The organism is Aquibacillus koreensis (assembly GCF_025154055.1).
Lineage (GTDB): Bacteria > Bacillota > Bacilli > Bacillales > Amphibacillaceae > Aquibacillus_C > Aquibacillus_C koreensis.
The window spans coordinates 78922-99565 of the sequence record NZ_JAOALK010000058.1 but is presented as its reverse complement, the minus strand read 5'-3'; the positions used below and the strand labels follow the sequence as shown (position 1 = coordinate 99565).

The following is a 20644-nucleotide window of genomic DNA, read 5'->3' as shown; positions in this document are numbered from 1 at the left end:
AGTGCCCGAAGCCGATTGCAAGTCAGAATTAGAGTGGTATTCGGACAGGAAAAGTGCCCGAAGCCGATTGCAAGTCAGAATTAGAGTGGTATTCGGACAGGAAAAGTGCCCGGAGCCGATTGCAAGTCAGAATTAGAGTGGTATTCGGACAGGAAAAGTGCCCGAAAGCCGCCACAAGTCAGAATCAGGTTAGTATTTGGACAAGAAGAAAGCCCGAAGCCGATTATGAGTCAGAATTACAAAGACGAATGGTTTAGAATGAGAAGTAGCGGAACAAATGTCCGTTTATTAAATGATGAATGTTGATGATTTCAAGAACCCTGAATAGGAGTGCTAGCTATAACTGACTTTATTCAAATACTTTCCTTGAAAAAAATATTCAAAAAAACTGCGGTTAACCTAGGTTAACCGCAGTCCAGATAAAATATTATTTATCACCATATGGCTTGATTGTTTGGATCGTACCATCTTCGTTATACTTAATTTCAGTGAATTTAACACTACGCTTGTGGTTTACACCATCAGACATTTCACAATCATGGTAGAATAAGTACCATTTACCTTGGAATTCTACGATGGAGTGGTGTGTTGTCCAACCAATTACTGGCTCAAGAATTTTACCTTTATAAGTAAATGGTCCTTGAGGATCGTCACCAACAGCATATACGATTGAATGCGTAGTACCAGTTGAGTAAGAGAAATAATATTTACCATTGTACTTATGCATCCAAGGACCTTCGAAAAATCTTCTTTCTTCATCACCAGCAAGGATTGGATTACCATCCTCATCTACGATAGAAATTTCTTTTGGATCACTCTTGAATGTTAGTAAATCGTCACTCATTTCCGCAACAATTGGTCCTAATGCAGGTGCAGATGGATCTGGACCTTCTGCATCATCTTTGAATTCACCTGTTTGCCATTTTTCTAATTGACCGCCCCAAAGGCCGCCGAAGTACATGTATGCCTTATCATCTTCATCAATGTAAACAGCAGGGTCGATACTGAAGCTTCCTGGAATATAGTTTTCTTCCGGTGTGAAAGGACCAGCTGGGTTATCCCCTACAGCTACACCAATTCGGAAGATATCGTCTTTATCTCTTGCTGGAAAGAATAAATAGTATTTACCGTTTTTGTATGCTGCATCTGGAGCCCACATTTGTTTCTTTACCCATGGAACATCTTTCATGTGAAGCGCTTCCCCGTGGTCTACAACTGGAGAGTTAACGTCATCCATAGATAAAACATGGTAATCTTCCATCTTATATTGGTCACCATTGTCATTGGAAGGTTCATCATGATCTAAGTCATGAGAAGGATATATGTATAGTTTTCCTTCAAATACGTGCGCAGATGGATCCGCCGTGTAAATGTGCTTAACGATAGGTTCGTTTTGTTTCGGATTATTTGCCATTTCATTTTCTCCTTTATACATAGTATTAAAATCGAACTATTTCTTATTATATCAATCATGTATGGTAATGTACAGTTGACCATACTATACAATGAATCTCCAAAATAACGCTTCACTTCAGGGATTATTAAGATAATTACGTATTTATGATTCGTTCAGGATGTGAATAAACATTGAACGATTCACCACGGATAAATCCTACTGTAGTAATATTAAGATCATCAGCTAATTCAATAGCAAGGTCTGTTGGAGCGGATTTAGATAACACAATTCCTACTCCAATTTTTGCTGCTTTTAAAAGCACTTCTGAGGAAATTCTGCCACTGAATACAATGACATTATTGCGAGCAGGTATCTTATTCATCATACAGTATCCATAGATCTTATCTAATGCATTATGTCTACCAATATCTGCTCGATCCACAATCAAATTAGATGTGGTACAAAGAGCGGCGTTATGCACACCTCCTGTATGTTTAAAGACAATACTGTTATCTTGCAATTGATTCATTAATTGTATGCACGCTTCTGCATGAATTTTTGAAGTCGACATCGATGTCTTGGCAGTTCTTGCATCATTTTGAAAGTAAAACTGTCTACTTTTTCCACAACAAGATCCGATCAAGCGTTTGGAATAGAATTGTTGATTGGTTGGTGCTTTGGATTTTAAGTTGACATGTGCATGTCCGGCATGCTCATCAATTTGAAGATCTGTAATATCATCTTTGAAGAAGATTAATCCTTCTGAAGCTAAGAAACCAATGATTAGTTCATCTAAATGGGTTGGTGTGCAAACCATTGTAGCAAACTCTTCACCATTTACATGAATAGTTATTGGAAACTCCAAAACGATTTCATCATCTATTTCAACTAACTCCTTATTTTCATATCTCATTACAGGTTGTCTTAGACTCATGTGTTGCACCATAGTTACACCACCCTACGTATCGATCCATTTATACATCATATAATCATAATCTATTATAATTGACAAGGAGTTTCCTATTCTCTTTTTCTAGAATTCTTTTAAAAGGAGTTGATATATAAAGCGTTTTCATGCTATGATTTTTAAAAGTTCATATAATTGTAACAAATTTGAACGTGAGATAGTGATCCTGTCGTCCGTTTATATCTGATTACAATGTAAAAACAACGTTTACCGTTGTAATAATAGTAGCGAACCTGCTATTTACAACTGTTAATTATATGTTTTACTAAGAATCCTTCTATCCTTATAGTTGACGCTTTTGACCTCGCCGTGAAGCTCGCAATCTATCCTCCGACTTGTGGTAAAATATAGCTAAATGATTAATGAGTGAACCAGGAGGAGCCCATGAATAAGTATGAAGCAGAATTTAGCAATCTCGTCCGTTCTTATCGAAAAAAACATATGGGTAAAGGTCCAAGTAAAGTAACAACCACATTCTGTAAAAATTGGGCGATCTGTGAGATGGAGGGAAACCTATCGCCAGTTGAAAGATTCATAGCTGGTGCGGAAGAAGGTAAACAAGTACTACGCTCTGCTCGAACAGAAATGGTCAAAGAAATGTACCGGAAAAATCGTCCGGTTCAGATGGAAGAATTTCTGGAATGTAATTATATAGATTTGTTTGTTGATATTGATCTTGATCGAGATTTTGGAATGTCCATTTTTGTATTTGATCAAGACATTGAAAAAAAGTTTAGTAAATAATTAGGTTTGGCACTTGGTAGTGATCCTGCTAAAGACTAACCACCGTACTTATTTCCAAGTGGAAAATACTACGGTGGTTTTTGTTTTATATCAGAAAACGAAAGATTCAGGAGGAGTGAATATCATGGGAGAAACAAAACATCAAGGCCCAATAAAAATGTCTAAAAAACCAGCACCTGAACACTGGGTTAGTCCGATCCCATTCGGACTAGGAAAGGTAAAACCAAAGCATATTAGAGATACGATGAAAATCATGTGGGAAAACAAAGACAATCTTAATTACGCTAAAAACATTTTGACGAAAGGCGTATGTGATGGTTGTGCATTAGGTGTATCGGGCCTCCAAGACCAGACGTTAAAGGGCCCGCATCTCTGTACAACTCGGTTAAATGTATTGCGGTTAAGTACAATGCCTGCCATGAAAGAAGAGTTTATTCATGCAGATATTAATGAGTTGAAAAAGTATAGTAGTAAGGAATTGCGAAAGTTAGGTAGAGTACCGTATCCTCTGATTCGAAGAAAAGGAGAAAATAAATTCTCTAGAATCAGTTGGGATGATGCGATGAATATGATTGGAGAAAAGATGAAAAAGCTAGATCCAAAACAATATGGATTTTATTTAACATCTAGAGGGGTAACAAATGAATGCTACTATGTGGCTGCAAAAGTTGCTAGGTTTTTAGGAACGAATCATATTGATAATGCGTCTCGCATTTGCCATTCGCCGTCAAAAACAGCATTAAAGCGATCAGTTGGTATTGGTGCTAGTAGTTCGAATTATCAAGACTGGATTGGAACGGATGTATTGTTATTTTGGGGATCTGTAGCATCGAATAGTTCACCAGTTTCAACCAAGTATATGCTTGCCGCAAAGAAAAAAGGAACAAAGATTATTATGATAAATCCATACAAAGAGCCGGCCATGGATAAGTATTGGGTACCATCCAATGCAGAATCTGCACTTTTTGGTACAAAGGTTGCTGATGATTTTTATCAGGTCAATATTGGTGGGGATATCGCTTTTATGCACGGAATTATGAAACATTGGTTTGAAATGGAACAACAAGCATATGGGTCTGCAATCAACCATGATTTTGTTCAAGAACATGTAAACGACTATGAAGCGCTTCACGACATGGTAATGCAACTATCTTGGGATGAAATTATCCAATCTTCAGGCATAACAAAAAAAAGAATTATAGAATTAGCGGAGCTTCTAGCAAAAAGTAAAAATGCTGTCTATGCATGGGCGTTAGGATTAACGATGCATTCCTTTGCGACGGATAATATTTCACAGGTTGCCAACCTTGCATTACTTCGTGGTCACCTTGGTCGAAAATACGCAGGGCTAATGCCATTCCGGGGACACTCTAGTGTACAAGGAACTGGTGAGATGGGTGCGGATCCATTTGTACTACCTGGTGGTGGGTGGGACGAAGAAAACGTAAGGAGAATTGAACAAGTTTGGGATTTCGAATTACCAAAATGGCAAGGAGATATTGTAGGTGTATCACTAGAAAATGCCATGCTCGCTGAAGAAAATGAACGAAAGCTAAAGCTCTATTACATGAGTGGCGGTAATTTTCTAGAAACAATGCCAAATCCAGATTTTATTGAGGAAGCTTTAGCAAATGTAGACATCCGAGTTCACCAGGACATCATTTTTAATACTTCCACATTAGTAGACGCGAAAGAAGCGGTGATTGTCTTACCTGCAAAAACACGGTATGAACAAGAGGGTGGAGGTACGTCCACTTCTACAGAGCGGATGGTATATTTCTCACCAGAAATTAGTGGAAATAAACAAGAAGTACCAGAGGCCCGTTCGGAATGGAAAATATATATAGACCTTGCAAAAAGAGTGAAGCCAGACACGGCCCATCTCGTCGATTTCAAGGATGCACAAGCAATTCGCAATGAAATAGCTGTAGCGAACAGAGATTATGATGGAATTCAACATTTGAAGGAGCAAGGTGATGTATTCCAATGGGGTGGTGCTTGGTTATGCGAGGGTGGCGTTTGTCCTACTCCGGATGGAAGAGGAAACTTAATTCCGATTGATATTCCATCTCTCGAAAAGCCTGAAGGTACTTTCTATATAACAACCCGTCGTGGCAAACAGTTTAACTCCATGGTTTATAAAGATACAGATCCTTTTAATGCTGCAGGTAGGTATGATGTTTTAATCCATCAAGCTGATGCAAATAAATTAAATATCGCAAATGGTGAACCGATTGTCGTGTATAACCAGCATGGAACTTTCCAGGGTATTGCCCATTACGCTGAAATTACACAAGGGAATGTTGGTCTGCACTTCCCAGAAGGAAACTTCCTTATTCCAAAAGGTATATATGATGGGCCATCTGGGATACCGCAATATAGTGTAGCAGTAAAAGTTGAAAAGGCAGAACGATACCACGCAAGAAAAGATATAGATTATGTAGAAAAAAGAGTGGAAGATTTAGAGATGGAAGTGTAGAAGATTGTGCACTAAAAAAAGAGAACCTGCTTCATGTCTAAGATCCAAAGTCGATGAAGCAGGTTTTCTGCTGTTAAGATATTTTATTTTTATCTGAATTATTAGTTGCTTCCTTTTCTTTATTAAGCCACTGACCAGTAAATTCTATTTCATTATAAGTAAAATAACTGTTTAAAATAGCTTCACGATTATCAAGAAAAAGTTGATCAGCTACTTCAGTTATAAGTTTAGGAATACCGAAGCGCATACCGGAAAGAGCGGAAGCAGAAATACCACAACTAATTAAGGCAGAATAGTTGAAAGCAAATATGCCATGTAGGTGACTAGCTCCCACACGATCACGGCTTAAAAATTTAAAGCCATTTCCGAGGTATGGATGAGCATCTAATAAAGGGTTTTGAATTTCCTTTGATGCGGAGTATTGATCGCTCCAGCGTTTAATGTATTTTTCTACAAGCCTTAATTCAGTTCGTAGTCCGGGATCTGTTCGTAGTCCTGTACTAATGATTAGGTAATCAAACTCGAAATCCCCTTGTGGTGTGGAAACGAGAGCACCACTATTTGTTTTCTGTACATCAAGCCATGGTGATCCTAAATGTAGTTGAAATCCATTCCATGAGGATGCGCGATTATACGTATCGTTCGTAGGTGGCTGGTTTAACTTAAAGAAATGAGCGATTACCGTATATTTCTCGTGATCAGAAAGAGCATGGAATCGTTCAATCATTCCTGAGCTTTCCATTTGGCGGATAGGGTTAACCCGTGGCAATTCCTTTCTCCGGACAAACACATGTGCTTCAGCTACCCCTTCTGTTAATGCAAAGTTAGCGTTATCAAAGGCGGATGCACCCCCTCCTAATATGGCGACTTTTTTGTTTTTAAGGGAATGAAAAGGAATAGGTTCGGAAGTATGGGCGTAAACATCTCTTGGTAGTTTCGTTGAAATCATAGAAGGTACATGCCATTCTCCGCCTCCTTGGATTCCTGTTGCAAGGATGACTTTACGCGTAAGTATAGAATTAGCTGGAGCTTTTTCACCGGCTAAATGCAAGCGGTGTAACCCTTTTTCAATCGGTTCAATAAGTTCTAACTTCGTTTCATTGATTACAGGTAAATCAAGTATGTTACGATACCAACGTAAATAACGCATCCAATCGCCTCTTGGTATCTTATCTATTTCTTCCCATCCTTCTTTCCCGAATTGTGCTTCCCACCATGAACGAAAAGTTAAAGATGGTACACCAAGGTCGACCGAAGTTAAATGCTTTGGTGTTCGTAAAGTCACCATCCGGGCATATGTTTCCCATGGTCCTTCATACCCTTCTGGATTCTCATCAAGGATCAGAATGTTTGATATTCGTTCACGTAAAAGACCGAATGCAGCACCAAGTCCACTTTGACCTCCACCTATGACCACCACATCATAAACATGGCCCTCGGGGTGATGTGTGGTTGCAACCCAATCGGTTCCTCCATATGCTAAGTAAGATAGATCGGTTTTTACGCGTTCATTTAAATCTTTTATGCTCACGGTCATTCACTCCTCCAATATTGCCTGTGCCAATTACAACGCGTTAACTTTACTAACACTAAATGTTACTTAGATACATTTTATCATTTTCTTCGGTTGGTTCGTATGTGTAACATATCTAAAAAAATATATATCCATTGTTCATATTTGCCAAAAAAAAGACACCCATGAAAAATGAGTGTCAAGAGAACCTGTTTTAAACAGAGGAATCGATTGAATCATCTAACTCTAGTTTTGTGGTCTTTGATGGTTCTGGAACAAAATATAGTACTACAATCCCGATAACAAATAAAACGACTAAACTAAGTACGCCAGCACCTGAATTTCCAGTCACTTGCGTCATGACGCCCATTAATAATGGACCCATAATCGCTGCAAATTTACCAAATATGTTATAGAAACCAAAAAACTCATTGGCATTTTTCTTTGGAACTAGCTTTGCAAAATAAGAACGACTTAATGCTTGGATACCACCTTGTGATGTTGCGACTAACATTGCTAAAATCCAAAAGTCTAAGACTGAATCTAAGAAGAAAGCATATATACAGACAATGATATAGATGAAGATCCCTACGTAAAGCATTATCTTTCCTGTGAAGCGCTCAGCCAACCTACCATAAAACATGGCGAAAGGTGCGGCAACTACTTGTGTAGCAAATAATACAATAAGGAGATCTGTTGCACCTATTCCTAAATCTGTCCCATAGGAAGTTGACATGGAAATAATTGTTCCTACACCATCAATATAGAAAAAGTATGCGATGAGGAATATAAATAAAGCTTTATACTTCTTAATTTCCTTAAATGTAGTGCCAAGGCGTTTAAAACTACTAACAATAATTTTCGGTTCCCGTTCGATATAATGCATTTGTTTCACATGAATAAACATAGGAATAGCAAATATTCCCCACCATAGTGCTGTGATAATGAAGGCAATTTTACTTGCTATTGTAGCTGTAATCGGGAGTATCTCTTGTTGGGCTAACACGATAATAGCAATGGAAATTAAGAATGGAATGGTACTACCGATGTATCCTAATCCATACCCACGAGCGGAGATCCTATTCATTCGCTTCTCTGACGTTATATCTACTAAGAAAGCATCATAGAAAACGTTGGCTCCTGTCGATCCTAAGGCGGCAAATGTATAGCAAACAAGTAAAAGTAGCCAGTTATCACTAGGGACAAAAGCAAGTAGTGCAGTCGCGGAGATACCAAGCGCAAAGAAGAAGGTGAAGAATTTCTTTTTGTATCCTTGGTAATCAGCAATTGTACCTAGAATGGGGCCTAACATAGCTAGAATAAATGTAAAGATTGAGATCGTATAACCTAAGTAAGCGGTGGAATCAGCATTACTTATGCCGGCATTCGTTGCCGCTGACTTATAGAAGATTGGAAAGACAGCAGTTGTGATAATGATAGAATAGGCAGAATTTGCCCAATCATAGTACATCCACCCTTTTTCTGGCTTTGTGAATTTTTTCATGATTTATAGCCTCCTATTAGACGGTATCTTTATTTTACTAGATAACTAGAGTAAATACCTTGAGGTGACAAAAATTAATAAAGCGTTTACAAATTTAACAATTCCTCAACAATCCGACCATCTGTTGCACCTAGATCCACACCGAGTAATTTTGCAAATGTTGGACCTTCATCAACGAGGTGCATGGAATTTAGGTTAATGTGAGGCTTAATTCCTCTCCCAGTTGCCATGAAAATAGTTGTATAATCCTTTTTATCAGGTGAATAGCCATGGCTTGCATACGTATATCGGCCTGCTTGTACATCATCGGGCGATATTTCTTCTATATAGGTACCAGTGGCATATTCTTTAAAGTAATAGCCTTGCTTTGCTTCTAACATGAGAAATGCAGAACCATCTGCTCCTTTTAAAGCAGCTTCCATTCCTGTTAAGATGCTTTCTATCCCACTTTCCCCTTGGATACCTTTAAATATCTCATGAACTATGCGCTTTGTTTCTGCATCAGTCGGATCTTTCACATAAACATAAGCGGAACCATCACAGCTTTTACAATAAGCCTTCCAATCCGTTATCCTTTCTTGATCATCAATCGTCAGGAGTCCCTTTTCTCTTAAAAGTATATTAGGTTTGATTACAGAAGACTCATCAAGCGCACTATGGTCGCCTAGTGCAACGATCGTAGATTTTTCATACATACCCGCTTGCTTTAGTGCCCCAATAATCTCACCAAGTCTTTGGTCATGTCGATGTATTGCTTGTATAGCTTCTTTAGAAGAGAAGCCATGGTAATGCCGTTTTGTATCTAAATCTGTGAAATGAACGAGTAAAAGATTAGGCTGCTTTTTGATAATTGTTTCAACTGTAGACGCTAATACGAAGTCATCAAGTTCTGGTTGTTGTAACCCTTTACGCGTTTTGCCAAACTTACGATTCATATCCAGTTGATAACGCAAGCTTCCGTTTGAAAGGGATACTGCTACTTGGTGGTGCCAGTTTCGATTAGCGAATATCTCAGGCATATTATAATCAATATTCGCTTTAGCTGTGACCGGCCATAATAGTGCGGCGGTACGTAATCCTGCCTTTTTCGCTTCATCATACAGTGTAGTTCCCTTGATGTGCTTCCGGTGCCAATACCAATCAGGTGATATTGCCCCTGGCTGTAAAAAAGTGTTATTTACAACCCCGTGACGGTTCGGGAATTTTCCGGTGATAATAGAAGTATGACAAGGATAAGTAACGGATGGATAGATCGTTTCTACTTGCTTGCAGTATGATCCATTTCTTAGAAGCTCTTTAAAATTAGGGAGTTGTTCTAGCATCTGAAAATCTAGTGATGATAGACAATCGAAAGAAATTACAATTAAGTGATCAGTTAGTCGCATTTAGAAACCTCCATCTATCATTTATAGTCAATGTATGCATCATTGTTGAATAGTAGACTAGCCCTCGAAGCTATCTCTATAACAAAACCACCACAAGTTTGTATTGTGATGGTTCGCTTAGAAGTGAGTTAATTCGGTTCTTTATCGAGACTTTCCTTTATGATTTCAATTTCTTTTCCTAACTCTTTTTGAATATTTTTCTCTACATTGCTCATCATTAGATCAGTATTAAAATTCGATTCAATTCCTTGATAGATCGTATCGTTCCAAATTTTATCTGCTTGTAAATCAAGTGGTGTTGTAAATGGTATTTTTAGCTCGTCCATTAATTGATAGTAAAGAATTTGATCATTTTGTCCAGCTAGGAAAGGATTGCTATAATCATTAACGCCAGGTGGTTGTCTAAGTGGCAATGACCCGGAGTACGTTTGGCTAACGTTGACTAACTCACGCTTAAAAACATAGTATTCTAGGAACTTCCAAGCTTCCTCTTTATGCTCGCTTTGAGAATTAACCGAGATCATCGAGCTATTACTCCATCCATTAAGGCCGAACGGTAACCGAGTCGCTCTCCATAAATCCTCTTGCTCAGGAACCCACTGTTTAAGGTTTTGTGCCCCCCATGTTCCTAAGTACACCATTGCAATCTGATTATTCCTTAAATCTTCCTGTCCTGGTGGGTCCCAAATAGAAGTATAAGACATTAATCCTTCGTCACGAGCAACTTTAATCCGGTCAATCATTTGTCTGAATGCGTCTTTATTTCGCATAAATGCATAGTTTTCATCAAAAATTCCTTGCGTAGATTCAACTAATTCTAACGGTTCTAATTGCCATTGAATAATAAATTTATTATCTTGTTTTAAGGTGCGTGCAATTTCTAGCCAATTGTCTGGGTCTTCCATGAATGTGGCTAATGCTTCTGGTTCAGAAGGGAATCCGTATGCGTCCATCACATCTGCACGATAATACGTAACTAAAGGTGAAGTTTCAAAAGGAATGCCAACTAATTTTGATTGATCATAATTATATCCAAGCTGCCATAAGGAGTCTGAGAAGCGATCTCGATATGCTTCTACCTGATAAGGTTCATCTAACAAATTATCAAAACTATCATTTGTAGTAAAAGTTCCAAAATGTCTGTTGTCAATAACAAAAAGATCAGGCCCTGAATTATTCGCAAGCGCTTCTAAATATTTTAAATGATAATCCTGAATTCCATCAAAATAAGTGACATTCACTTTAATGGTTGGATGCAACATATGAAAACGGCTAATTATAGGTTCTAAACCTCTATAAAAAGTCCAGATTTCTATTTCTGTATTCTCGCTATTGTTTTCTTTTACTCCTGTTTCGTCTTCTGGGCTTTCATCAGTCGCACGGTCATTGTTAGGATTACATCCGACAAGCAGGAAGAAGAGAAACAATGACATGATTAGTAGAAATGTCTTTTTTCTCATTCTATATGTCCCCCTAACTTATACATTAGGCTTTGTGCATTGAAAAGAGTGTGAAGATCCTCGCTTGGTAATGGTTTGCTAAAAAGGAATCCTTGTACTTCATCACAACCAAGTGTCTTTAGAAGATTAAGCTCACAAGTATATTCAACACCTTCCGCAACAACGGTAAATCCTAATGTGTGGGCAGAATCGATTACTAATTTAACGACTTCTGCTTTTTTAATTTCTTTATCTATATTACTAATAAATGATTTATCTAGTTTCACTTCATCGATTGGTAAATGGATTAAATGGTTTAAGGAAGAATAGCCTTTACCAAAGTCATCGATTGAGAACAGCACGTCTAACTTTTTTAACTCTTGCATGATCATCGATGCTTTATCAAAATTATTGATAAACACATTTTCAGTTAATTCTATTTGTAGGTATTTCCCTTCTAAATTTGATGTTTTTAAAGCATGCCTTACGATCTCTATTAACTGCTCATCATCAAAGTGTTTGGCAGATATATTAACAGAAACAGGCACTTTCTTATGGCCCTGCTCTTGCCACTTCTTGTTTTGCATACATGCTTCCATGATAACCCATTTGTCTATATCTTTTATAAGGTTACTCTGTTCAGCAATCGGGATGAAGTGTAACGGAGAAATACTACCGTTCACTGTATTCCATCTGATTAAGGCCTCTAGACTAGTAATCTCATTCTGTTCTGTAGACACCTTTGGTTGATAATAGAGTTCAAATTCATTTTCGGCAATAGCTTTCCTAATTTCATTGGTGAGATGCACTTGTTCGGTAAAATTATCTCGTAAATGTTCTTCAAAATAACGTATGGTTGTACCTGACTCTTGTTTACTACAATACATAGCTATATCGGCATTTTGAATTAATGTATCCTTTGTCGTTCCGTCTTTTGGATAGATACTAATACCAATGCTACTACTTATATGTAAAATGGAACCTTGTATGGAAAAAGGAACATTAAAGATTTGTACAAGGTGGTCGCTTAATGCCTCTAAACTATTATTGCTAGCCAAGTCATAAACCAATATAACAAATTCATCTCCACCTAATCGATAGACTTGAATAGAGTCGGTAATTAAGCTCTTTAATTCAGAAGCAATTTCTTTTAGTAATTCATCCCCAGCTAAATGACCTAAGGTATCATTAATCTGCTTAAACTGATTTACATCTAGAAATAATATCGCCAGTTCCTTTTCCTCTTGCTTAGCTTTCTGGATCATGCTTGTAAGTGAATCCTGGAAGTTTTGACGATTTGGTAAATTTGTCAACGGGTCAAAGAATGCCAACTCATTCAGCATAACTTGTGATTCCGTCAATTTTTCTGTTTTTAATTTAAGTTGTGTGTTCACAATTTGTGTTTCATCAAACATTTGTCGAAGTGTTACCGACGTCTTTTTAAAGTTATTAACTAAAGCACTTATCTCTTGGATGGAACTCTGTGGCCACTCTATTTGTTCATGATCATTTATTTTTTGAGGCAGTCCAGTAGTCACGTCCGTTAATTTATTTAATGTATTAACTAAGATTTTTTGCATACTAAAGGTGAAAAAAATCGCCGCAAGAATAAAAAATAGTAGGAAAATAAATTGATTAAGAAAATCACCAATAAACTGTTTTTGATAAATCCCGATAGGAATTTGTATAATCATCTCTAGGCCGGTTTCATCTATTGTATTGGTGTACGTATAAGTCCCCTTTTGCCAATTGATAATGTCCAGGGAACTGTCTGTCGAAATTACTTGGTATAGCTCATTTTTCTGAATTACATTATTCGTTTCTCTCCAAATAAACGGCTCTTTCGTTTGAACCGTTTGATCGGTTGTACCTAATGTCAGCCCGCTTTTCGTAGTGATGGTGATATGTGCACCATCTGTAGTAGATGTTTGCTTTAAACGTTCATCCAAACGCCCAAGTTGGATAATATCATAGAGGACTAGTTTATTCTGATCCTCTTCACTCCACTGTAAAAGCGTTTGTTTTACTTCGCTTAACTGATTTTCAGCTGTTTGAATCACGGTGTCTTCCATCGATCCGATAGATTGATAGCTATTTACACTTACAAAAATAATAAATGGAACAACCATAGCTGTTATTGACAAATGTAATAAAAGGCGTTTAATTGTTACGCTTTGATAGGGGTGATTACCTAACAACCTTTTAAATGGAATATAAGCTATAAGCATATCAGCGATAAGGAAATTCAGTACGCCGTTAAAAAGGTCTTTTGAAAGGGAAAATAGTAACACATTTTCAAAGCTTAAATCATAGTAGCTATAATAAATCCATAAAGATAAGGGTGTGCCGATAAAAATCCAAAATATAACGCCCCAAAAGACAAAATGTCTCTTCGTCTTCACATAATAAATCATGATAGAAATAAAAAAGATTTCTGCTAATGGAAGTACGATTTCAATAGGTGCTTGAAATCGAACTAAGCTAATGAAATGAACGAAAATAATCGCCGGTATACCTATAGATGGTTTAAATAAAAGTAAAGTTAATAGGGAAAATATACTAGTCAGAGAGATTGTAATCCCTAGAGGTAGTGTAACCGGATACATTATTGTTAAAAATGTAAGGGATAGTAAACTGATTAATATGAATAGATGCATGTATGTAAGTTTCTTTTTACTCACTGCCTTTACCCCTTCCAAGCAACAAATGTGACTAATAGCAGTTGAAGCTATATTTACCCCAACGTTGTCCACTGGCTTTTGATATATTTCGACTAGTATATATACGAATGTATGACAAATTTCTACAAATTCATAAGGTACTTCTAATTATATACTTTTTCTAAAAAATAGAAAAGAAAATATGGGTAAATAGACTATATTTATAATGAAAATCTACTTATCTTTAACAAGATTTTGTCCATGCTGGTAAACCCGTCGAGAAAACTTAACAGTAGCTTAATATTAGTTAGGTATAATGAATCACGAAGCTGAAAAAAGTTTATCTCGGAGGTACTATCTATGAAAAAATCATTGCATAACAAGGTGAGGCAGAATCTCGATCTGGATGGTAAACAAAATAACTTTTATCAAACGACCATGCAAAAATTGAACCTAGGAACCCGGGTGTCTATATTATTTCTTTCCTTATTGGTTGTATCAGTTGTCGTAATAGGTCTAAGTTCCTATGTAAAAGCGAAAGACATGACAATTAATACGATTGAAGATCGAATTAATAGAGAAGTAGAATTAATGGGATACATAGCAGATAACTTGAAGTTTGTGTATGTAAGTGATGAAGCATATTTCATGCAGGAATTAGGAGCCAATGTACGAACGCAACAATCAAAGCTTGAATCGGATGGGATTGAATCTGAATTTTTTTACATCAAGGAAAACAGAGTAATCCCATTTCAGGTAAGTGAGGATAAATTGCCAAAATTATCGGATGAAGTAGTTAATAGAATGATAGAAACCAAAAGTGGTGTGCTTCATCATGAAATAAATGGAGAGCGTTATACGATATCCTTTCAAGAAATGGATGAAATCAATGGTATTTACGCTTTACTAATACCAACCAAAACATACATGGGTGGTGTGCATGAATTAGGCTTCTTTACAGTAGTGGTAATCTTAATTAGTATTTTATTAGGCACAACTGTGATTATATTCTTTATTAGATCAGTGACCAAACCACTTAATAAATTGCGCTATACAATGAGGGAAGTGCGTGATGGAAGTATTCAAGATTCCGTATCAGTTAAGACGACTATACCTGAAATACAGTCATTAACGAAAAGTTACAATGCAATGATCTCGCAAATGAAAAGCATGCTTCGGGAGATAAAAGATACAACAGAGGAGTTAGATGGTACGGGGGATGAGTTAAAGTTTTCATCTGAGAACTCACTTATTTCTAGTCACCAATTAATAGCGAGTATAAATATAGTTAAAACAGGTGCGGAACAAACAGCAAGTAGTTCAGAGCAAAGTGAAACGAGTTATAGGTCCATGAAGCAAAAGGTAGAGGTTATGCTGAATGTAATGCATAATGTATCTAACAGTTCTACAAAAATGAACCAATCGGCAAGGACTGGTGAAGCGCATATAAGTGAGCTAATAAGCATGAATCAGAAAGCCAAAGATGAATTTGAACATTTAGCAAATACCATTCAACAAGTAAAAGATTATTCTTCATCCATAACAAATTTAGTTGGGTTAGTAAGAGGTATGGCAGAGCAAACAAAACTTTTAGCGCTTAATGCTTCTATTGAAGCTGCCCGTGCTGGCGAGGCGGGAAAAGGTTTTGCTGTAGTTGCCACAGAAGTTAGAAAGCTTGCGGAACAATCGAGCAATGTAACAGAGGAGATATCCGAATCAATTACAAACATGGAAAAGATGACTTCAAAGGCCACGAAGGAATTTATACAGATGCAAGCGAAAATAAAAACGAATGTGGATATAGCCAATGAATCTAAGCATTCTTTCGATAACCTTATGGTTGAAATAGCTGGTGTTAGTGGTAACCTAGATGGATTAGAAACAGAATTAAAGTATTTTGAAGATATATTACCACAACTCGAATCGACAACAGATCAACTATCGTCTGTTTCACAAGAAACACTAGCAAGTACAGAACAAATGCTCGAGGCAAGCGAGCATCAAATCACGCAGATGAAAAGCACAAATGAATTAGGCTTAAAATTGCATCACCTATCCAAGTCACTTTCTTCTATTACGAAAAAATTCAAGATTGAATAAAAATACGAGGTGTACCACAGCAAAGCGGTACCCTCGTTTTTTATTCATGTGACTATAACAATATAAAGCCAATTATTCCTGCCAATAAAGCATAGAAGATCATTGGACCTAACGTCATCCGGATGATGGAACCTTCCTTACCAACTAAGTTAACAACGGAAGCTGCGGCTACAACATTTAACACACAAATCATATTCCCGGAATTAGATCCTAGTACCTGCAAGGCGAGAATTATTTCAGGAGAGGCATCAATTTGATCTGCTATACTAAATTGAAACAAAGAGAACATCATGTTACTAAATGTAGCACTGCCTGAAATGAAGGAGCCAAGCGCTCCAATTATTGGTGCAACAAATGGCCAACCTTCGCCAACTTTAGCAGCTACAAATGTAGCAAGTTCCATTGGCATGCTCATTAAGTCAGATCCATTAATTCCGGAGTTAATAAAGATTCGAACCATTGGGACAGCAGTACTAAGAGCAATGACACTGCCAATCATGGTTTTGGAGGAAGTGATGAAAGTTGATTTCACTTTAGCCCCACTCATCTTATGAAGAATAATTGTAAGTAAAATCACAACAACAAAGATGGTTCCAGGTAAATAAAATGGTTCGAAATAAGTACTGATTTCTGTTCCTAATATGGATCCCCATCCTACTTGCACGGAACGAAGTAAATCTTTTATCGGTAGTACATCTAGTCGTGTCAACACTAAAAATAGCGCAACAAGCAAGTAAGGTAACCAGGCAAGCCACAGTGGCATGTTCTTTTCTAGACTTACATCCACCTCTTTTATACTTTCATGTTTGAAATCCCATGCTTTTTTTGGAAGTAGAAAACCTTTCTTGGCAGCTGGTACAACAATTGCTAAACCAACTAACCCCCCAATAATAGATGGGAATTCAGGTCCTAAGAATGTAGCTACAATGAAAGCAGGAACTGTAAAACTTAATCCGGCAAACACGGCAAAAGGAAAAATCTCAAGTCCTTCTTTCCATGAACGATTCTCTCCAAAAAAGCGCGTTAACATCGCTACCAAAATAACTGGAATAAATGTACCTATAAATAAGTCAATGAATACAGCTGTACTAGCTATTTCTTGTAAGTAATCATTAATGGACTGGTTTCCCAAGTTAGTTTGTACACTCTCCGCTAAAGTTGCTCCTTCATTTAGCCCTTGCTTCACCCCTACAATCATTGGAGTACCAACGGCGCCGAATGATACAGCGGAACTGTCAGCGATTAAGGCTAATGACACGGCGGCTAATGGTGGAAATCCTAAGGCTACCAAAAGTGGAGCCCCAATTGCTGCCGGTGTCCCAAAACCAGCAGCACCTTCAATAAAGGAACCAAAGAGCCAAGCGATAATAATTAGTTGTACTCTTCGATCAGTTGATATTTGTGAAAACCCATTTCGTATCGAATCTAGCGCCCCACTATTGGCCAGTGTATTTAGTAATAGAATAGCTCCAAAAACGATCCATAATATGGAGATGGCAATGATAATCCCCTCAATGGATGCTGCGGCAACTTGAATAAAAGGAATTTTCCAAACGAGTAGGGCTAATATAGCTGTTAATAACAAACTAATTGGCATTGCTTTTGTTGCAGGCATTCGTAAAATAACTAGAAAGATAAATACGGATAGAACTGGAGTTAAAGCTGTCAAAAACTCAAGTATGTTCATTTTTTTCACCCTTATCTTAGCGTATATAAAAAAATAGAAGTTATACATGTACACTATTCGCGAAATGAAATGATCATCCTGCAATCCTGATAAACTTATTTAACTAAGTGAGTTAATTAGTATGAAAAATGGAGGGGAAAAGGCATAGTTTCCTGCCCTTGTTTCATTTGTCATCATTAAAATTGTATGTGCCTCTCATCATTAACCCACAAGAGAAGTTACAAAACTATTTATTTTATCATCGAGTAGCTTTGTCTCACTCTTTGAAATACCAACAATTTTTTTTGTGATAAATGTATCAATGAAGTTAAGTTTTTCGAAATCATAAATATGGCCAAACGAATCTTTCACTTTGGCATGGTTATATAACGCTAGAGGAAACGCACCTTGTAATTCGCTGGCAACTACATCAGCATCTGGGTGTCCTGCACAGATAAACATGCCCACTTGCTTTGACAATAAGGTAGATAGGTGTTCATTGATGTATTGTATTAACTTTCTTTGGATTTGTCCCATATAAATGGAGCCGCCTATGATGACTCTGTCGTATTCTTCAAGTGATGTAGGGTATTCCTTGTTGAGGTTAAACAAAATAGTGGGTTCTGGTAGAAGTTCCTTTAATTTAAAAGCAGATTGCTCAACGGCACCGTATTTGGTTGTATAAAGTATGACGGTTTTCATATAATTATCCTCCTCTCACAACGTAATTAACAAGTCTTTCTTACTCCTATTTTAATACTTCTCCATGAGATTAACACTAAAATGTTCAATGTTTCACAAATAATACAAATATAAGGAATATATCGAAAGGCTTGGACACAATTCAACTGTTAAATTACTTATTTAGAATATATTACAATTGGGTTAAATTCTATTAGATATATAGACAATTTTTAATTACGTGTTAAAATTTATGTAATTGCTTACAAAAGGGGGGAGCTTATAAGTGAAACTAGTCTTAAGAAAACTATTTGTAATATTAATCGCGTTCATGACCTTAGGCTTGTATATACCACCAATTTATCTAAATGCAAACGCAGAAAGTAAAGAAGTGTTTAATGCTGATGAAGGTCTATTGGATGAAAGCTCTACTCCAAATGAAGATAGTAATATTGATTCTGAGGTAAGCGTTCAAACAGAGGTAGTCCTTCCGACGAATGAAACGATCGTTGACGGAATAATAGAACAAGCAAAAGGGCAAACGGTAACAAAGCTAGGCCCAAGAATTATGGATCAAATAGAAGATGAATTTACATCGGTTGTCTTACCAGCTATGGAGTCAGTTATTAGAACAGTTCTATCGGATGCGGAAGAATCAGGTTTGTATTTTTATGAAATAACAGAACAACCTACGCAAGGATATGGCGAGCAAATTTTTAATATCATAAATTATCAAACAAAAACAGATATTGCTAGATTTCATGTTAGAAGAGATAAGCGACCACAAGAAGGATATTGGTTTAATTTCCATTACCATCTAAGCGAAGATAATTATGAAGAGCACCACACGATTGGTGAGATCTATTGGGATAAAAACACTCCACCGAAGTGGATGTCATAAGTCAGTTCTTAAGACCACGATAGCTTTCATCGTGGTCTTTGTTATTTGATTTTTGTTACTAGACATGGTGTGACTTGGATAATCATTTGCTATGACATGAATTTAATTGGATACCGTCGGACACTTTTCGATCTCAAATGTCGTTAAAAGTCACATAAAAACTTTTTCTGACTTTCTTTGTAGAAAGTGTTTCAATCTTGTAAGAAAATGATCATAATATCTTATAGTAAATGAATATGAAAGAAGAGGTTGAGAAGGTGAACAATCAAATATTATTAACAAAGATTAGTAGTAAAAGAAATGAAATGATCAAAGTAGGGCTAACAGAGGGGTTAACAAGTAAAGAAACAATAAGATGTAGTCAAGAGCTTGATCAGCTACTAAACATGTATGAGGGAAACAGAGAAAAATTTACGTTTTTAGCAGTTTAATTTTATATATAAGGGTATATATTGCGTATTATCGTATTTTATAAACTTTAAACATAGTATTTAGGGCCGTCCATTATGGATTGCCCTGTTTTTATGCATAATTTTTAAGCGTAAATTAAATTATATAAGTAACCTTGATCACCAAGGAATGTAACGTTCGTTTACGAATGAAAATAGTGGGTAAATTATATATAAAGCGAAAAGGAGTGTTGTTCAATGGATAAAAAAATAGTAGCCTATTTTAAATCAGAAGATGACTTGGAAACAGCGCACGCCAAACTTCATAAGTTAAATATAAAAAATTATACTGCAGAGGAAATGCCTGGAGACACAGATTTAGAGATGTTAGTACCAGCCCCATTAGTTCCTAATGGAGCGTCTGCTTCTGTGCCTGCGGGTGGTGCTGGTATTCTTAAGGATGATGATTCTGAAGGTGAAGAAGTTGTACATCGGCAGTTGGCCCAATTCGAAGTGCCAGAAGATGAAGTAAAGGATGCTATGGCTATCCTAAATGAAGCGGGAGCGCATATCCACAAATCAGCATTAGAATAAATATAAAGAGAGGCACTTGAGAATTTTCAAGTGTCTTATTTTTTTACTTGGAATTAGGTGAGGAGCTCTAGGTATACTGTTTTAAGTAATGAAAATTAATCGACATAATTTTGTTGATTTATTGTTGACCACCTTGTATGTACAAGTTATAATGAAAACGCAATCAGAACTTGTATATACAAGGTGGTTAATAATTCGTAGTTGTATAACGTATAAGAAAAGTAGC

The 20644-nt window shown here is 36.8% G+C and carries 15 protein-coding genes; 6 read left to right on the top strand and 9 right to left on the bottom strand.

The window, feature by feature from the left end:
• Positions 1 to 427: 427 nt before the first annotated feature.
• Both NYQ66_RS18925 and fdhD read right to left on the bottom strand, forming a co-directional pair.
• Positions 428 to 1414 carry a glycoside hydrolase family 43 protein gene (locus tag NYQ66_RS18925; RefSeq protein WP_259871760.1) on the bottom strand — a complete coding sequence of 329 codons (987 nt, stop codon included), beginning with the start codon at positions 1412 to 1414 and terminating at the stop codon, positions 428 to 430.
• Between the two features lie 136 nt (positions 1415 to 1550).
• Positions 1551 to 2342: a formate dehydrogenase accessory sulfurtransferase FdhD gene (gene fdhD / locus NYQ66_RS18920; RefSeq protein WP_259871759.1), complete on the bottom strand. Its 792-nt coding sequence runs from the start codon at positions 2340 to 2342 to the stop codon at positions 1551 to 1553.
• A gap of 405 nt (positions 2343 to 2747) precedes the next feature.
• Between fdhD and NYQ66_RS18915 the strand changes: the two genes are divergently transcribed.
• Both NYQ66_RS18915 and NYQ66_RS18910 read left to right on the top strand, forming a co-directional pair.
• Positions 2748 to 3107 (top strand): DUF2294 domain-containing protein, encoded by a 360-nt coding sequence (locus NYQ66_RS18915; RefSeq protein WP_259871757.1) that lies wholly within the window; start codon positions 2748 to 2750, stop codon positions 3105 to 3107.
• Positions 3108 to 3231: 124 nt separating this feature from the next.
• Entirely contained in the window at positions 3232 to 5586 is a 2355-nt protein-coding gene (locus NYQ66_RS18910; RefSeq protein WP_259871755.1) for an FdhF/YdeP family oxidoreductase, read from the top strand.
• 73 nt (positions 5587 to 5659) lie between these two features.
• On the opposite strand, the gene NYQ66_RS18905 is transcribed toward NYQ66_RS18910, so the two are convergent.
• The 5 genes from NYQ66_RS18905 to NYQ66_RS18885 form a co-directional block, all read right to left on the bottom strand.
• Entirely contained in the window at positions 5660 to 7117 is a 1458-nt protein-coding gene (locus NYQ66_RS18905; RefSeq protein WP_259871753.1) for an NAD(P)-binding domain-containing protein, read from the bottom strand.
• 196 nt (positions 7118 to 7313) lie between these two features.
• Positions 7314 to 8606 carry an MFS transporter gene (locus NYQ66_RS18900; protein WP_259871768.1) on the bottom strand — a complete coding sequence of 431 codons (1293 nt, stop codon included), beginning with the start codon at positions 8604 to 8606 and terminating at the stop codon, positions 7314 to 7316.
• An 83-nt stretch (positions 8607 to 8689) separates the two neighbouring features.
• A complete protein-coding gene (locus tag NYQ66_RS18895) occupies positions 8690 to 9988 on the bottom strand; it encodes an alkaline phosphatase family protein (RefSeq protein WP_259871751.1) in 1299 nt (432 codons plus the stop codon).
• A gap of 128 nt (positions 9989 to 10116) precedes the next feature.
• Positions 10117 to 11448 carry an ABC transporter substrate-binding protein gene (locus NYQ66_RS18890; RefSeq protein WP_259871749.1) on the bottom strand — a complete coding sequence of 444 codons (1332 nt, stop codon included), beginning with the start codon at positions 11446 to 11448 and terminating at the stop codon, positions 10117 to 10119.
• Entirely contained in the window at positions 11445 to 14108 is a 2664-nt protein-coding gene (locus tag NYQ66_RS18885; protein ID WP_259871747.1) for a putative bifunctional diguanylate cyclase/phosphodiesterase, read from the bottom strand. The genes NYQ66_RS18890 and NYQ66_RS18885 overlap by 4 nt, the downstream gene beginning before the upstream one ends.
• A 339-nt stretch (positions 14109 to 14447) precedes the next feature.
• Between NYQ66_RS18885 and NYQ66_RS18880 the strand changes: the two genes are divergently transcribed.
• Complete coding sequence (locus tag NYQ66_RS18880; RefSeq protein WP_259871745.1) at positions 14448 to 16187, top strand: methyl-accepting chemotaxis protein; 1740 nt, start codon at positions 14448 to 14450, stop codon at positions 16185 to 16187.
• Between the two features lie 52 nt (positions 16188 to 16239).
• Here the strand turns inward: NYQ66_RS18880 and NYQ66_RS18875 are convergent, their stop codons facing one another.
• Positions 16240 to 17874, bottom strand: coding sequence for an L-lactate permease (locus NYQ66_RS18875; protein ID WP_259871744.1), 1635 nt, complete (start codon positions 17872 to 17874; stop codon positions 16240 to 16242).
• 201 nt (positions 17875 to 18075) lie between these two features.
• Positions 18076 to 18555 carry a flavodoxin domain-containing protein gene (locus tag NYQ66_RS18870; protein WP_259871743.1) on the bottom strand — a complete coding sequence of 160 codons (480 nt, stop codon included), beginning with the start codon at positions 18553 to 18555 and terminating at the stop codon, positions 18076 to 18078.
• A 265-nt stretch (positions 18556 to 18820) separates the two neighbouring features.
• On the opposite strand from NYQ66_RS18870, the gene NYQ66_RS18865 reads away from it, so the two are divergent.
• The 3 genes from NYQ66_RS18865 (at position 18821) to NYQ66_RS18855 (ending at position 20418) form a co-directional block, all read left to right on the top strand.
• Positions 18821 to 19435: a YpjP family protein gene (locus NYQ66_RS18865; RefSeq protein ID WP_259871742.1), complete on the top strand. Its 615-nt coding sequence runs from the start codon at positions 18821 to 18823 to the stop codon at positions 19433 to 19435.
• A 257-nt stretch (positions 19436 to 19692) separates the two neighbouring features.
• Positions 19693 to 19866 (top strand): aspartyl-phosphate phosphatase Spo0E family protein, encoded by a 174-nt coding sequence (locus NYQ66_RS18860; RefSeq protein WP_259871741.1) that lies wholly within the window; start codon positions 19693 to 19695, stop codon positions 19864 to 19866.
• A gap of 216 nt (positions 19867 to 20082) precedes the next feature.
• Positions 20083 to 20418, top strand: a complete 336-nt coding sequence (locus tag NYQ66_RS18855) for a hypothetical protein (RefSeq protein WP_259871740.1) — start codon at positions 20083 to 20085, stop codon at positions 20416 to 20418.
• Positions 20419 to 20644: the final 226 nt, after the last annotated feature.